The 15,735-nt window shown below is 50.6% G+C and carries 11 protein-coding genes; 6 read left to right on the forward strand and 5 right to left on the reverse strand.

The genetic code is table 11. The annotated features are described in order from the left end of the window. The first annotated feature begins 152 nt into the window (after positions 1–152). The 3 genes from hcp to DWV73_RS11640 all read left to right on the forward strand — a co-directional run bounded on the left by hcp (position 153) and on the right by DWV73_RS11640 (position 3,450). Positions 153–1,793 carry a hydroxylamine reductase gene (gene hcp, locus DWV73_RS11630; protein ID WP_117796788.1) on the forward strand — a complete coding sequence of 547 codons (1,641 nt, stop codon included), beginning with the start codon at positions 153–155 and terminating at the stop codon, positions 1,791–1,793. Positions 1,794–2,101: 308 nt separating this feature from the next. Then, on the forward strand, positions 2,102–2,578 hold the full coding sequence (locus tag DWV73_RS11635) for a YbaK/EbsC family protein (protein WP_117796789.1): 477 nt from the start codon (positions 2,102–2,104) through the stop codon (positions 2,576–2,578). A 35-nt stretch (positions 2,579–2,613) separates the two neighbouring features. Next, positions 2,614–3,450, forward strand: a complete 837-nt coding sequence (locus DWV73_RS11640; RefSeq protein ID WP_117796790.1) for a Tim44-like domain-containing protein — start codon at positions 2,614–2,616, stop codon at positions 3,448–3,450. Between the two features lie 130 nt (positions 3,451–3,580). On the opposite strand, the gene DWV73_RS11645 is transcribed toward DWV73_RS11640, so the two are convergent. Continuing rightward, on the reverse strand, positions 3,581–4,525 hold the full coding sequence (locus DWV73_RS11645) for an alpha/beta hydrolase (protein ID WP_117796791.1): 945 nt from the start codon (positions 4,523–4,525) through the stop codon (positions 3,581–3,583). Between the two features lie 68 nt (positions 4,526–4,593). Then, complete coding sequence (locus tag DWV73_RS11650; RefSeq protein ID WP_117796792.1) at positions 4,594–6,402, reverse strand: phosphatidylglycerol lysyltransferase domain-containing protein; 1,809 nt, start codon at positions 6,400–6,402, stop codon at positions 4,594–4,596. Positions 6,403–6,891: 489 nt separating this feature from the next. Between DWV73_RS11650 and DWV73_RS11655 the strand changes: the two genes are divergently transcribed. Further along, complete coding sequence (locus tag DWV73_RS11655; RefSeq protein ID WP_022359140.1) at positions 6,892–8,082, forward strand: iron-containing alcohol dehydrogenase; 1,191 nt, start codon at positions 6,892–6,894, stop codon at positions 8,080–8,082. A gap of 191 nt (positions 8,083–8,273) precedes the next feature. Here DWV73_RS11655 and DWV73_RS11660 read toward each other — a convergent pair whose 3' ends face one another. Continuing rightward, positions 8,274–9,563 carry a RelA/SpoT domain-containing protein gene (locus tag DWV73_RS11660; RefSeq protein ID WP_117796793.1) on the reverse strand — a complete coding sequence of 430 codons (1,290 nt, stop codon included), beginning with the start codon at positions 9,561–9,563 and terminating at the stop codon, positions 8,274–8,276. A 413-nt stretch (positions 9,564–9,976) separates the two neighbouring features. Between DWV73_RS11660 and DWV73_RS11665 the strand changes: the two genes are divergently transcribed. Continuing rightward, entirely contained in the window at positions 9,977–10,960 is a 984-nt protein-coding gene (locus DWV73_RS11665) for a 3'-5' exonuclease (RefSeq protein WP_022359138.1), read from the forward strand. Between the two features lie 158 nt (positions 10,961–11,118). Here the strand turns inward: DWV73_RS11665 and DWV73_RS13170 are convergent, their stop codons facing one another. Continuing rightward, positions 11,119–13,488 (reverse strand): TIGR01906 family membrane protein, encoded by a 2,370-nt coding sequence (locus DWV73_RS13170; RefSeq protein WP_333549848.1) that lies wholly within the window; start codon positions 13,486–13,488, stop codon positions 11,119–11,121. 440 nt (positions 13,489–13,928) lie between these two features. Here DWV73_RS13170 and DWV73_RS11680 point away from each other — a divergent pair, with 440 nt between their 5' ends. Beyond that, positions 13,929–14,591 carry an HAD family phosphatase gene (locus tag DWV73_RS11680; protein ID WP_117796794.1) on the forward strand — a complete coding sequence of 221 codons (663 nt, stop codon included), beginning with the start codon at positions 13,929–13,931 and terminating at the stop codon, positions 14,589–14,591. 140 nt (positions 14,592–14,731) lie between these two features. Here the strand turns inward: DWV73_RS11680 and DWV73_RS11685 are convergent, their stop codons facing one another. Next, positions 14,732–15,634, reverse strand: a complete 903-nt coding sequence (locus DWV73_RS11685) for an SH3 domain-containing protein (protein ID WP_107000921.1) — start codon at positions 15,632–15,634, stop codon at positions 14,732–14,734. Positions 15,635–15,735: the final 101 nt, after the last annotated feature.

A 15,735-nucleotide genomic window follows, 5' to 3' on the forward strand; every position in this document is an offset into this window, starting at 1 on the left:
AAGCCTTCGGTTGCACAGAGCATTGCCAAGGTGCTGGGTGCAAACAAACGTGAGGAGCGGTAAACTTTTGGCTCTATCCCTATCAAGAATATAAATCACGCGAAATGCAGATTATATCTAAGACACGATAGATGCGATAGGAGGAGTGAACAATGGAACAGAAAATGTTTTGTTATCAATGTCAGGAAACGGCCGGATGCAAGGGCTGTACGGTGGTCGGTGTCTGCGGTAAGCAGCAGGATGTGGCGGCAATGCAGGATTTGCTTGTGTGGGTGACGAAGGGTATCTGCGCGGTGACGACACGGCTTCGAGAGGAGGGACGTGCGGTGGCAGATGAGGTCAACCATCTGGTTACCGAAAATCTGTTTACGACGATCACGAATGCCAATTTTGATAAGGCGGCGATTGAAAAAAGAATTGAAAAGACGCTGGAAATGAAGACGGCACTGTGGGAGCAGCTGGAACGTCGGGACAATCTGCCGGAGGCGGCTGGCTGGACAGGTGAGCCGTCTGAATTTATAAAAAAAGCGTCGGAAGCGGGCGTTCTGATCGGGCAGAACGAGGATATTATTTCCCTTCGCAGCTTGATTACGTATGGCTTGAAAGGTTTGTCTGCCTATACCCGGCATGCGAACGTCCTGCTGCAGGAGGACCGGGAGGCGGATGCATTTTTACAGCGGGCGCTTGCGGCGACGCTGGATGACGGTCTGAGTGTGGATGATTTGATTCACCTGACGCTGGAAACCGGCGAATATGGTGTCCGGGGAATGGCGCTTTTGGATCGAGCAAACACCGAGACTTATGGAAATCCGGAGATTACTACGGTTGATATCGGTGTCGGAAGTAATCCGGGCATTCTTGTTTCAGGACATGATCTGCGCGATATGGAAATGCTTCTGGAGCAAACGCAGGGAACCGGCGTCGATGTATATACACACTCAGAGATGCTTCCGGCGCAGTATTATCCGGCATTTAAGAAATATCCGAATTTTAAGGGTAATTACGGCAATGCATGGTGGCGTCAGAAGGAGGAATTTGAGACGTTCAACGGACCGATCCTGATGACGACGAACTGCATCGTGCCGCCGAAGGATAGCTACAAGGATCGTCTCTACACAACCGGTGCGGCGGGATATCCGGGCTGCACGTATATCAACGGTGGAATCGGAGGAAAGAAGGATTTTTCAGTGATCATCCAGCATGCGAAGCGCTGTGAGCCGCCGACCGGGATTGAGCAGGGGCAGATTGTCGGAGGCTTCGCCCATGCACAGGTGCTGGCGCTGGCAGATAAGGTAGTGGATGCGGTCAAATCGGGAAAAATCCGAAAGTTTGTCGTCATGGCGGGGTGTGATGGGCGTGCTAAGAGCCGCATTTACTACACCGATTTTGCAAAGGCGCTGCCGGAGGACACGGTAATTCTGACGGCTGGCTGTGCGAAATACCGCTACAATAAGCTGAATCTGGGCGATATTGAAGGAATTCCGCGTGTCCTGGATGCGGGGCAGTGCAATGATTCATATTCCCTGGCGGTCATTGCGATGAAGCTGCAGGAGATTTTTGGGCTGGATGACATCAACGACCTGCCGATTATTTACAACATTGCCTGGTATGAGCAGAAGGCGGTCATTGTTCTTCTGGCGCTACTCTCACTCGGTATCAAGAATATCCATCTTGGACCGACGCTTCCGGCATTTTTAAGTCCGAACGTGGTAAATGTATTGGTGGAAAAGTTTGGAATCGCGGGAATTGACAGCGTGGAGAGCGATGTGGAATTATTTTTCGGGGAGAAGTGATAAATACAGGACGGAACTGGATAAGAGGGAATCGAACAAAGTCGGAATTTGGATCTGAAATCTGGAGATAGATTTGCAAAAAATCTGTGTTGGTTTTACAAAAAGCGGTCGGAACGATCTTGAAAATAGGAATTAATGAAATAGGGGGCGGTTCTCTGGCAAATGCAGGGAACCGTCTTTTTTCGTCTATAGAAATATTGATATGGAAAATGAAAGTGTGATATGATGGGAAAGATGAATGAGTTCTAAAATATAAAAGAAATTGATACGGCAGATCAATTGATAGAGGATACGGGAGGAAAACAACCATGTCACTGGAAAAAGCAGAAAGTTACTTAAAGGAAGCCGGATTTTTGGATCATGTTATTGAGTTAAAAGAGTCCACAGCGACGGTTGCGCTGGCAGCGGAGGCATTAGGCGTGGAGCCGGGGATGATTGCGAAAACGATGTCTTTTTTGCAGGGAGAACAGCCGGTATTGATTTTGACAGAAGGTACTGCGAAAGTGGATAACCGGAAATATAAAGATACGTTTCACGTGAAAGCAAAGATGATCCCGTTTGAGCAGGTGGAGGAGGTTACCGGTCATGCGCCGGGTGGGGTCTGCCCGTTTGGTATCAAGGATGGAATTGAAGTGTATCTGGATGAGAGCCTGAAGCGTTTTGAGACGGTTTATCCGGCAGCAGGAGACGACCACAGTGCGGTACGTCTCACGATCCCGGAGTTGGAAGAAGTGTCCGGAGCGAAAGGCTGGGTGGATGTCTGCAGGGAGCCGGAGGATCAGTAGCACGAGTAGGTGTGGGAGATTTTAGGAGAATTCATATGAGAGATGTGAAAGCAACGGGGAGAAGCAGGGGAGAAAATGAAAACGGCGGAATCAGGGTGGGCTCCAGATTGGGAAAGAAAGGTCGCCTGTGCCGGAAAATGTTCGTCCGTCTGCTTTGCCTGACAGCAGCCATGGTGGTTCTTGGATCTTTTACTGCCTTTGCCAGAGCGGGAGGTGCTTCCGGCGGCGGAGGCGGCGGAGGTGGCGGAGGTGGTTCTTCCCATCATCATACAAGCAGCAGCCGGGGACAAGGCGGACGGGCGGGTGCGTTTCAGGCGCTTTTGCTTACGGGAACCTTTGTGATTCTGGGAAGTGCCGGAACTATTACATACCTGCACCGGGCAAAAAAGAAACAGGCGGCAGCCCGTGAAAAATTGAAAGAATTTTCCATCGGAGAAGATCATTGGGATCGGAGTGAGATACAGGAGCGGGTGCGGGAATCATATTACCGGATTCAGGAATGCTGGCGGGATCGAGATCTGGAAAAAGGGCATCCTTACCTGAGCCAGAAGATGCAGCAGGAGTTTCAGACGAAATTTGAGTGGAGCAGGATGCGCCATGAGGTGTTTGTCATGGAAGGGATCCAGCTTCTGGATGCGATTTTGGTGGAAGCGGAGAATGAGGACGGCGACGACCGCGACTATATCTGGTATTTGATCCATGGAAAGATGATCGACTATGTGTATCACGAAGAAACCGGAGAACTTTTGAAGGGATCCCGGAAAATGGAAGATTTCTTCGAATATTGGAGGTTTGTTCTGGAAGATGGAAACTGGGTGCTGGATGAGATCTGCCAGAAGGAAGAAGTGGATAATGGGCGGAAGTTGTGCTGAGAGGTGCTTTGAGTGCTCGAAACACGGCAGCTGCGGATGCTGTCCGGTAGATATGCTTGAAGAGGAAAAGTATAGAACCTAAAAGTGAATGGAGCAAGGAAAGCGGAGCAGCAGGAAGAGTGAGGAGACTTTAGCTGCGGCGCAGAAATGCCAGAATTGCGCGCAGATAAGGCGCCGGTGTCCGGAATATGGAAGTATGCCGTCCCCCGGTCATTAAAAGAAGCTGACTGGTTGGAATCTGCCTTGCTAACCAGCGGGAGTGCGAGGGCTTAATGAGATCCCGGGTTCCGGCGATCAGCAGCACAGGAACGGAGATGGTTTGCAATTTCCGGGCACTTAAACGGGGCGAGTGAAGTAAAAGAGAAGTCAGATTTCGGCGGCGGAGGACGCGGTGCGTCAGCCGGGTAAGAAAGTCAGGCTTCTTTTTTTGTTCTGCCGGAATCCGGGGGAAATTTGACACGAAATGACGTTGCCTTTCTTTGTTGGCACAAACTGCGGATGTGGCGGAAACAGAGAAATTCTTCTGAAATGGCAGGGAAACTTTCGGGGTGGACAGTGCAGAGACCGCAGAGGACCCGGAGGATGCAGAGGCAGAAGAGAAGCTGCATTTTAAAACAGGCAGCAGGAGATTTAAAATGCTGTGCAGCATTTGGGCGGCAAGGTATAGCGGCGTGAGCAGCCCGTCCGGTGAGGCGTTGGCGCTGATACAGATGAGCTTTTTCAGCCGCTCCGGGTATTTGCATGCGATCTCCAGCCCGATATTGGCACCATCGCTGAATCCCAGCAGGTGGACGGAGGAAAGATGTAAGTGGTTAAGCAGGGCGATAACGTCGTCTGCCATATCCTCTGTAGAGAACCCGCGGAGCGCTGTGTGGACAGACAGCCGGGAACGCCCATGTCCCCGGCTGTCCATCAGAATCACCTGAAAATCGGGCAGAAACGTGCGCAGAAATGGATAAAAAACGGCAAGGGACTGGCTGTTTCCATGCAGGATAAGGAGCGGTGTGCCGCTGCCGTACTGTTCATAGTAGATTTCTGCGCCGGAGGTGGTGAGATAACCGGAATGTTTCATCATAAGAGCGCCTCTTTTCTGGTAAAAAAATGAAATTTATCAGGCTGCATCCAGCATGATAAAAGCTAAGTTTAGTCTGCCTTTTTATCTGCATCTGTCTGCTTTCTTGTGTCGGGCTGCTTCGTGCTGGAAGAAGCAGCCCAACTTACCTGGCGAGATGGTTTACTCTGATGTGTCGGGGAAGTCCTCTTGTTTTTCAGTCGCTGCGCCCATCCTTTTACCAGATCCTCCGCTGCCTCGCGGATCTGATGCGGATTCTGAATCGTCACAAGGGCATAAAACATGTCTGGTGTTGGAATCTTCGGCAGGTAAATATAATAGGAAGGAACCCATTCGGTCGGGCTGTATTTTTCCTTGGCACGGTAGAGATCGCGGAATCCATAACAGTCATTCAGGTGATTGTAAGCGAAGCAGAGCAGCTTTTCGACCGGATTAGAGCTGTCATTTTCCAAGCCAGCGAGCGGGGCAACACCGAGGCTGCCATACTCAATGCCCTCGTCTTTGAAAACCTGAAATGCGTCGTAAAGAATCGTCTCCATCACGCCGCTCGGTGCGCCGGTTCCGTGGCGGGTGACGTCCGCCATGTAGCCTCTTTTGCCGAGAAATGGGACAAACACGATGAATGCCACGATTTTTCCGTCGGCGTCGGTGGCGTAGAAATATCGCTTGTCCATCGGATTTTCCAGCCCGACAGTTCCCATAACGAAAGTCAGCATCGAACTTTTTTTCTGCTGCAGCCATTCGTTCGTGATGCGGTTCAGATCTGCCTCAATCTGTGCATCCCGCTGCTTCAGCGGGCAGTATTCATGGACGACGACCCCGGCTTTCCGGGCGTGGTTGATGTTCATCCGCATCTTGGCGCCTTTCTTGCCAGAGATTTCATAGTCCGCAAGGTGGAAACGGGCTTCCTCCCCGTTTTTGACCCATCCAAAGCCCTGCTTCTTATATTCTTCCAGAAAATGGTCAGTGACGCTGATAAAAAACAGGTTGTGAGCGCTGCGCTGGCAAAATTCTTTAAATTCTGCCAGGAGAACCGGAAAATCGCTGTCCGCGCAGATGGGATCGCCGTTGATAACGATGGTGCTGCCGACGACTCCGTAGGGGATGACGCCGTCCACCTTGTGACCGAAATATAGGAGCTTGTCATCCTCCAGCGTTAGGTAGGCGCTGGGATTCTGGCTGTACAGGTTGACGAGGGTGCGGGCATGCATCAAATCCGAAGCATGGCTGACTGGACGCAGCAGCCATGGGCGGACCGCATACAGAATGGAGGCGAGGATGCAGCCCCAGCTGAACCAGAATGTAACCAGTTCGACTACATGTGTTTCACGTGAAACATTGCTCGGATTTCCCATGCCGAAAATCATGGCAGTTCCCTGAATGAGACTATCCATCAGCGAGTCAAGTGAGGTTTCTCCCAGCGGTTTTACCGAAAAATGATAGCTGATACCGGCATTGACGATGATGCCTGCCAGTGCCAGCAGCAGAAACAGGAGAGAGCGTCCGAGGCTGCGCCGGTCAGACGGGCAGCAGAAGTCCTTCCGAAAACACAGGAGAAGCAGAAATAATACGGCTTCTGCCAGGTGAAACGGAAGATACAAAGGCGAAGAAAGTGCTGTCAGCCCGCGTAAAAAGCTTAAAAACAGCAGGAGAACAGCAATGTTCCAGGCGGCGCGCTTCCGTTTCCAAAGCTGGAAGGTCAGGATGAAGAGCACGACAGAAAAGGCACGCTGTACCATGTGCCCCATTTCCAGAAGGATACCGACGCGGTTTGCCAGTCCCAGCCCTGGCAGGAAGCTGAGAATAAAAAGTACAAGGGAAAGAACGCCAAGTGCGCCGATCAAGGTGTTTTCCAGTTGGATTCGTGAGTTCTGTTTCATATTATAATGTCCTCCGTGTCAGTCTTGTACAGATATAATCTGTAAGGTGCTATGAAACGGGCATAAGCGCATAGGCGGCTTATGCTTGCCCTTGTTATAGTACGGAAAAACAGGGATGTCAAGATAAGATTTTGCATGGAAATAGGCGTGGAGAAATTCCGTTACTGTTTACGGGTAGGCACTTTTGGAACCGAAGGTGCCGTAAGAAAACATGGTGGCAGCAGGAATTCTTTATGATAGAGGCAAAGGCACAGGGGTATTATGCAGACAGAAAAGGAACGGTTCAAAATGGAGAAAAGAAGCAGTTTGTTGGATGATTGACAAGCGAAGAACGCAGTTTCTATGGAAATCAAAGTAATAAAATGTAAAATTTTTGAAAAATACACAAATATATCAAAAGTGAATAGTTAAAACAGTTGAAATCCACCAGAATGCGTGCTATAATCTGGACATAGGGTGGTTAAAAAATTAACAGGAGGTAGTATCAATATGGCTAGATTTACATTACCGAGGGATCTCTATCATGGAGAAGGATCTTTAGCGGAACTGAAAAATCTGAAAGGCAAAAAGGCAGTCGTTGTCGTTGGCGGTGGTTCCATGAAACGCTTCGGTTTCCTTCAGAAAGTAGAAGATTATCTGAAAGAAGCTGGCATGGAAGTGGCTCTGTTTGAGGGAGTAGAGCCAGATCCGAGCGTTGAGACCGTTATGAAGGGCGCAAAGCTTATGCAGGAATTTGGTCCGGACTGGATCGTAGCGATCGGCGGTGGTTCTCCAATTGATGCAGCGAAAGCGATGTGGGCATTCTACGAGTATCCAGATACCAAGTTTGAGGATCTGATCACTCCGTTCAATTTCCCGACACTGCGTACAAAAGCAAAATTCTGCGCGATTCCGTCTACTTCTGGTACAGCAACTGAGGTTACGGCATTCAGCGTTATTACCGATTATCATAAGGGTATCAAATATCCGTTAGCAGATTTCAATATCACACCAGATGTAGCGATCGTGGATCCGGAGCTGGCTGAGACCATGCCGCAGAAGCTGACCGCAAACACCGGTATGGATGCGATGACCCATGCGATCGAGGCGTATGTATCCACACTTCATTGTGATTACACCGACCCGCTGGCACTTCACGCAATCAAGATGATTCATACCTATCTGGTTAAATCTTACAATGGCGACAAAGAAGCGAGAGCACGTATGCACAACGCACAATGCCTGGCAGGTATGGCATTCTCCAATGCACTGCTTGGTATCGTCCATTCCATGGCACACAAGACAGGTGCAGCTTACTCCGGCGGACATATCGTTCACGGTGCAGCGAATGCGATGTATCTTCCGAAGGTTATTAAATTTAACTCCAAGGAACCGGAGGCAGCTTCCCGTTATGCAGATATCGCGAAGTTCATCGGTTTACAGGGAGACAGCGACGAGGCTCTGGTTGACGCTCTGATCGCCGAGATCAAAGAGATGAACAAGCAGTTAAATATCGCTCCGAGCATTAAGCTCTATGAGGGCGGAATCATTGACGAGAAAGAATTCAATGACAAACTGGCAACCGTGGCAGAGCTGGCAGTCGGCGATGCATGTACCGGTTCCAACCCGCGTTCGATCAATCCGGAGCAGATGGCGAAACTTCTGACCTGCTGCTTCTATGATACAGAGGTTGATTTCTAATTTAAGAAGCTTCTGAATTTAGAATGCAAAATTAGAATGTAAAACATCGTGTTTCGATGTTGGAAGCGGTTCTGAAAAGAATCAAATATGTAAAATAAAGAAGCCATCCGGCTAAAAACTGGATGGCTTTTATCGTTGTGTTTTTTTGCTATCTGGTGTTTTGCATTTTTGGTGATTGGCGCGTTTGTGTTCTATGTGTTTTCTGCGAGGCTGTTTTTCTCACCGTTTTCTCCGTCTGCCATTGCGTCATGCTGTCCGGTCAGCTGTGCCAGAAGTGCTTTCGCTTCCTCCGTACAGCGGAGAATCTGTGCCTGGTCCGGCAGCTCGATGTCGTGGATCAGGACATTCCGCAGCTTGCGGAGCTGGACAATCTGGTTGATCATTTCTTTGTCAAAGAGATCCATCCGCTTGAGTGTATTGATATTGAAGGCACCGCGGGAACGCGTCGAGGTGCGCCGTGCAGTTTTGTTGAGCAGGCGCTCTAATGGTACCCACTCCTCGAGGAACTGGTTGACTGCCTGCAGGGTTTCCGGTGAGGCGGTCTCCGGTTCCGTCCGCAGCTCCTGATAGCACTGGTAGCGCTTTTCATTGCCGGAGATAATCTGATCGATGATCTGCTGGGAAATGGTGCGCCGATCCTTTTCAAATTTGACAGACCGCAGAATCGGGGTAATATCTTTGAGACCAGTGAGCTGTAAACGCTGCAAAAGCCGGTAGAGCAGGGCAATATTTCCCATTCGAAGCTCGATGTCCTCGGTTTTGAGATGGCTGCTCAGGAAATTATAGAGATAGGACGCCAGCTCGTACTGGCTTCCAAACGCGGCATTGCGGCTGCGGAGCCGCTCATTTCCGGCTGCCTGTAGGCGTTCCAGCGCGATCTCGCCGGCAAGGACCAGACCATTTAACTCATCTAAGATCGACAGCTCTTCCTCGGATAAAGTTCCCTGCATTGGCTTGTAAATCAGATCATGTTCAACCTCGGACCAGGCGTGCATGATCAGGGACGCCACCTGGATCTCGATGCGCGCCGATCCGTATTTTTTCTGTGATTCATTCAAAATTTCATCGCGCATCCGCGCGCGGTAATGGTTCGCCCAATAGCCAGAAAACCGTTTGTGGTAAGTCGGGGGTTTCGACTGTTCCGGGAACTGTTTAAATTCCAGGATGTTGAAAAGCTCCGAGATGATCGCATCTACTTTGCCGCGGTCACCGGGGAAATACAGGGAGACGCGTACACCGGACAGATCGGCAATGTCGTCGTAGATTTCCTCGAGTGTCTGGTATGGTTCTTCACGTCTGGAATTGCGCCGCTGCACTTTTGTGCGGAGTCTGGCGGGATTCTTGGCGCGAGAGGTCACGATCGCCCGGATACCGGCATTTTGCAGGGCGAGCTGGAGTTTCTCTGCCGCGAGCCGCCCGGCTGCGTCGTAGAATGTCCATTTCATCTTGTATGTATCGATAAATTGTTGTATTAAATCCATAAGCAGCCCCTCCCAAGGTGCATAATAAAGCTTAGAAGAAAGCATTCTGATAAAAGAAATGCTTCTTCGTTCTATCATGAAGTATAGCAAAGATGGAGGCACTCTGCCAGTGGTTCTATGTAAAAAATATGTTACTGTACACGCATACGTGTCCAGTAACGGAATTTGCCGTGGCTTCGCATTTAAATACGGCAAATTCCTGCTACCACCACGTTTTCTTACGGCACTTTCGGTTCCAAAAGTGCCTACCCGTGTATAGTAACAAAAATATTACTGTCCCCGCATGTGTGCCCGGTAACCTAATATGGACTTATACACAGATTTGTGGTAAAGTTATGGACAGTGACAACGTGAAGAAAGAAAAGTAAGAGGTAACGCGGAGAAAACGGAACCGTTACAAAGAGACGAGAATTATGGGACAGTTTATAGTATTGGATCTGGAATGGAACCAGAGTCCGGCGGGCAAGGAAGGCTCGATGAACCGGCTTCCATTTGAGATTATTGAGATAGGCGCGGTAAAATTAAATAAAAATCTTCAAATCATTTCGGAATTTCGCCGTCTGATCCGCCCGCGGGTGTACCGGCAGATGCATTATAAGATATCAGAAGTGACGCATATGTCGATCGAGCAGCTTGACACAGAAGGCGAGGATTTTGTGCGTGCGATGACCGAATTTTTAGAATGGTGCGGGGATGATTACCGGTTCTGTACGTGGGGCTCGATGGATCTGACCGAATTGCAGCGGAATATGGTATATCACGGGATGGAGCTGCAGTTTCCATCGCCGCTTCTCTATTATGATTTGCAGAAAATCTATGCCCTGATCCACGGCACCAAGCAAAAGGAGTCGTTAGATACCGTGGTAGAGGAATTGCACCTCACGGAAGACCGCCCGTTCCACCGGGCGCTGGATGATGCGTACTACACGGGGCGTGTCATGAGTGAGATGGACTTTTACAGCATGATGGAGTATGTTTCAGTGGATTATTACCAGCCGCCGCTGACGGAGGAGGAAGAGATCTACCTGGAATTTCCAGAATATGCGAAATTTGTGTCGCGTGAGCATGAGACGAAGGAAGAGATTTTGGAGGAACGGCGTGTGGCGGAGATGGTTTGTTACAAATGCCGCCGGACCTTGCGGAAAAAGATCCGCTGGTTTTCCTCAAACCAGAAATTTTACTTCTGTCTGGCGGTCTGCCCGGAGCACGGTTATATGAAGGGAAAGATCCGGATGAAGAAGTCGGAGGACGGCTCGTTCTTTGCTGTTAAGACGACGAAGCTGGTCGGTGAAGAGGGAGCGGCCTACGTGGAGCAGAAGAAGGAGGAAACGAAGAAGAAGCGCGCGGAACGCAACAAGGCGAAGAAGTCTGGAAAGGCGGCAGAAGCAGCCGAGTAGGGTAAAGGCAGCCGGGCGGATGGAGCGTATGAAATAGGAATTAGAGAAAAGAAAAAATTCATAGAAAAGAGTTACTGGATATGGAAATGTTTCTCCTGCCTGTTTAGAGTAAGGTAAAAGAAGAGAATTTCCACATCTGGTAACTCTTTTTGTGTCAGTTATGGGATTTTATGCGAACGTTTCTTCCTTTTTTTCGCCAGCGCCGTTCGGCGGTCCTGCATCATCAGGTCGAAATCTGCTTCGGACATTCCGCTGTCGCGCAGACGTTCTGCGCGCCGTCTGCGGCGTTCTGCGAGGGCGTCCTCCTCCTGGCGGCGCTGCATCTGGAGAAAACGGATGCCGGCGGTGACCGCGCCGATCACGACAAGAATGGCGGTCAGTGCAGCGATGAATGCCGGTGGAACGCGGACGGAAATATGAAACAGCTGTCCAAAGGATTTACCGGTGGAACTATTTTCCTGATTAGCAGCCGATTCGGGCGGATTGGATAGCGGCAAGGCCTCCGAGGAGCCGTTTGAGAGGGCAGTGTCGGAGCTGTCCTGCGCGGTAGCTGTTGCCGCCTGGGATACAAGCTTTTCGGGAATATCTGCCGCTGTCTGGCTGCTGTCGGTGAGGGTCAGATATGCCTGGCCAACCTTGTGATCCCCGAGCGAATAAGTGACACAGGCGATCGTGCCGTCCGGTGCGCCAGCCGGGATCTCATAGTCGAAGGAGGTCGTTGTCTCCGAGAAATCCGCTGTTTTTGGAAGTACCACGCGGCTATCTGGGTCGATGGACAGGGATTCGCCCCCGGCGGTAGACACATCTGCAATTTTTAAATCTTTTCCGATATTTGAAAAAGTTTGATCATAATCTGCAATTTTGACCGACTGGAAATTGTTAAATCCAAAGTCGAGCAGCCGGCTGGTATCCTCATACTGCGTGTTGTTGCTGTGCAGGATGACGGTAATCAGTGTCGTATCGCCCTGTCTGGCACCATTGACCAGTGTGTTGAGGGCGATGGAGGTATAACCGGTTTTGCCGCCGAGGACGTCCGGACGGTAGTACTGCGGCCAGTTCTTTTTGACCAGCTTATTGCCCGGGGAGATGCCCTGTCCCTCGGGATTTTTCTGGTTCGGCGGCAGTTTATAGTAGGTTGTCTCGACGATCTTGGCAAACGTAGGATTTTCAAATGCCGCCCGCGTGATGAGCGCCATGTCGTAGGCGCTGACATAGTGTTCCTCGTTATTCAGACCGCTCGGATTTGCAAAATGCGAATCCTGGCACCCAAGCTCGGCGGCTTTTTCATTCATCAAAACAGCAAATGCATCAGCGGAGCCAGCAACGTGCTCGGCGAGGGCGTTGGCAGCCTCATTGGCTGATTTTAAAAGCAGGGCGTAGAGGCAGTCCTTGACGCTGGCAGTATCGCCTGTATCGTATCCGGCGCTGCTGCTGTTGGACTCCACGTTGTAGACCGCGCTCTCGGAAAAGGTGACTGTCTCATCGAGGGAACAGTGCTCCAGAACGATGAGGGAGGTCAGAACCTTCGTGATACTGGCGGGAGAGTAGGTTTCATGGATGTTTTTTCCATATAAAACGACTCCGGTGTTGGCGTCCATGACGATCCCGGCATCGGAGTCAATGGAAATGTCCGCTGGCCAGTCGGTGGAGGCAAGCGCCTGCATCGGGGCGGCGAGCAGGGACAGCAAAAGTGTACCAATTAAAAACAAGGACAACTTGCTGCCTGTGCTGCCAGCTATTTTCGTCTTCAAATCCGGAGCAGCCGGGTGGCTGGAACTACCTGGAGAGCTGCCGCCTCCGGAATTTCCGGAATTTTCTGCCCCTGATTTGCCCCTGCGGTGTTCCCGCAGGATACATGCAAGGCAGAGAAAAAACAGGGCGCCGGTCATCAGGCAGAAGGTGATGCCGATCCGGGCGGCGGTGTCCATGAAAAATGGTTCCGGCACGATGTTGATCAGAAGATCGGTCCGCGGATCGAGCTGCCAGAGATCATTGGTAAAGAAGATTTTGTGGAAAATAATAAAATATTTCGTAAAATCAGTGGAAATGATCCCGGCAAGCAGGGCGGTCACGCCCAGAAATAAAACCGTCCCGGCGCAGAGCATCCGTGGCAGCAGGTGTTTTAACGGAACCTTGAAAAGTGCCAGCAGTGCAACCGATGCCGCTGCCAGAAACAGGCAGAGGCGGCGCAGCGCCAGTCCTCCGAGAAAGAGGTTGCGGACATCCGCCATGTGCGCCTTCTCCCTGGCGTTGAAAAATTCGCGCGGCGTCCCGTCTACGACGGTGTCAATGTTCAGATCGTCGCGGCTGCCGCGCAGATATGCCATCATCTCGTCCGTCACGTAAAGCAGGTCGTCCATCTCCATATGGACATCATCGGCAACCTGGTAGCGGGTATATTCATTTTCATAATAATGCGGCGTCCAGTAGGCGACGGCTTCCACCGAGGTAATCAGAAACACGATCATCAGACTGAAAGCACAGATAAGCCCCAGAAGCCAGCTTAAATATGTTTTTTTCTGTGTCATATAAAACCTTTCGCGGCTGTCAGGTTGTGGTACAGCTGCAGCCTTTCATTTTATGTGATAAATTTGTAAAGAGGTCGTTTGTTCTATTTTCCTTGAAACGGCTCTGTATGTTAAAGTTTCCGTTTCGTTATCCAGTATAACAGTTTCGGGGAAGCATGAAAAGGCGCGAAATGGAAAAATATGTGAAATTTTTGTTACTGTTTACGGGTAGGCACTTTTGGAAGCGAAAGTGCCGTAAGAAAACATGGTGGCAGCAGGAGTTTGCCGTATTTGAATGCGAAGCCACGGCAAATTCCGTTACTGGGCACGATGCGTGAACAGTAATAAATTTTTCGAAAGAATGGCGGGAGGGTGGAATAGGGGCTTGTCAGCTGGCGGGGGATTCCTGTATACTGGGGGAAGATGTTATAATCTGGAGCAGAAAGAGAGAGGATACGAATATGATAAAGGCAGTCATTTTTGATATGGATGGGGTCATCATTGACAGTGAAGGAATTTATCTGAATTATCTGTATGAATATGCAAAAACGAAAAATCCGGAGGTGACTCTGGAGAGTCTGCACGGGACGGTGGGGACGACGAAGCAGGACTGCTGGATGGTTGTGGAGAAGGCGATCCACAATGGTCAGACCTGGCAGGAGCTGCATGACGAGTATCTGGGGCGCTGGACGGACATTTTTAATTCGATTGATTATCTCTCGATCTTCCGCTCGGAGATTCTGGATGTGATGGATCGCCTGAAAACAGAGGGCTTCCGGCTGGCGGTCGCATCCGCGACGAATATTGAGCAGGTGGAGCGCATTTTAAAGGAAAATGGCGTGGCGTCCCGTCTGGAGCGGATGATCAGTGCGAGTACGTTCAAGCGCAGCAAGCCGGATCCGGCGGTTTACCTCTATACGGCGGAGCAGATGGGCCTGCAGCCGGAGGAGTGCCTTGTGATTGAGGATTCGACGGTCGGCATCACGGCGGGGCACTGCGCGGGAATGACAGTGGCGGCGCTCATCGATAACCGTTTTTCCTTTGACCGGAGTCTGGCGGACTATGAGTTAAATTCGCTGGAGGAGATTGTGCCGCTGGCGGAGAAAATTCGGGATTTGAAGTAAAATTTGAGTTGAGTAAATTCAGGGATTCATTGCGGAAAGTATAATTGCGAAAGTGATGAACCATTGTACAAAGAAAATGAAAAGGAACCATGTATGTCAGGGAGAAGAATCACTGCATGTATGGTTCCTTTTTTGGCTGATTACTGCGAAACCTGCCGGATAAAGTCTCTGGAAACGTAGGCTTCCTGTCCGTTGTAGCTGATTACTGCCCATTTTTCGTCGTAATCACGGAGATATTCCACATCGGTATCTGGTGCTAGAACGCCAATCCTGTCGGTGTCGGTGGATGGTTCCGGACGGACATTGACTGTGTCGGTGGTCCGGTAAACGGTCGATTCTGCGGCAACGGTCTCTGCCTCGGTTTCTGGAGCCAGCGATTCGGTGCTGACGGCTGCAGTAGAATCCGGTTTGGCATCCGTCGCAGGGCGTATCATCTTGATGATCAAAAGCAGCAGGATGATAATAATAATCAGAAGCACTGGTTTAATAATGCTTCGAAATTCAAAAGACGGACCGCCTGCATAGGCGCGCGGACGGCGTCCCTCGGAGCTGCCGGAACGTGTGCCGGCAGGTTTTCCGTTTCCAGAGCTGGCAGAGGAATGTCGGCTGTTCCCGCGAAGGCGGGAAGAAGCGGGGGTTGGAGCTGCACTTCGGGAAGCCCGGGTGGATTTTTTTGTGTCATTGTAGTCATTTGCGAAGGTGTAGACCTCCTGCGACAGAAGGTGATGCGCCTGATTGGCGTTGTAGGCGCTGTTGTCTCCCTCATGGATCGCCTTGTTGCCGATCGTGCGGATCTTGTGGTAATGTTCGCAGGTGGTCTTGCTGATTTTTCCGGCGCTGTAGAGGGCGTCGATCATCTCCAGAAGACCGGTTTCCAGAATGCCATACCGCTCGCAGAGGCATTTGACCATGTATTCAAGGGTCTGGCGGGCTTTCACCATCGCCAGGTTATAATTCTTCTGTCCGATCAGGCGCTCGGTCTCGCGGACCCCGCCGTGGATCTGTTCCCAGGTGCTCTGACCTGTGTTAGCTGTTGTTCCCATAGGCATATCCTCCTGTGTATATGATGCAGGTCCGAAACCGGCGTGCCGGCGGCTGTTCCCGGACGGATACTGACTTTTGGATGTCCGGCGAACGGGTGAAA

Origin of the sequence: Clostridium sp. AF12-41 (assembly GCF_003461685.1) — a bacterium.
GTDB classification, from domain to species: Bacteria; Bacillota; Clostridia; order Lachnospirales; family Lachnospiraceae; genus Otoolea; species Otoolea fessa.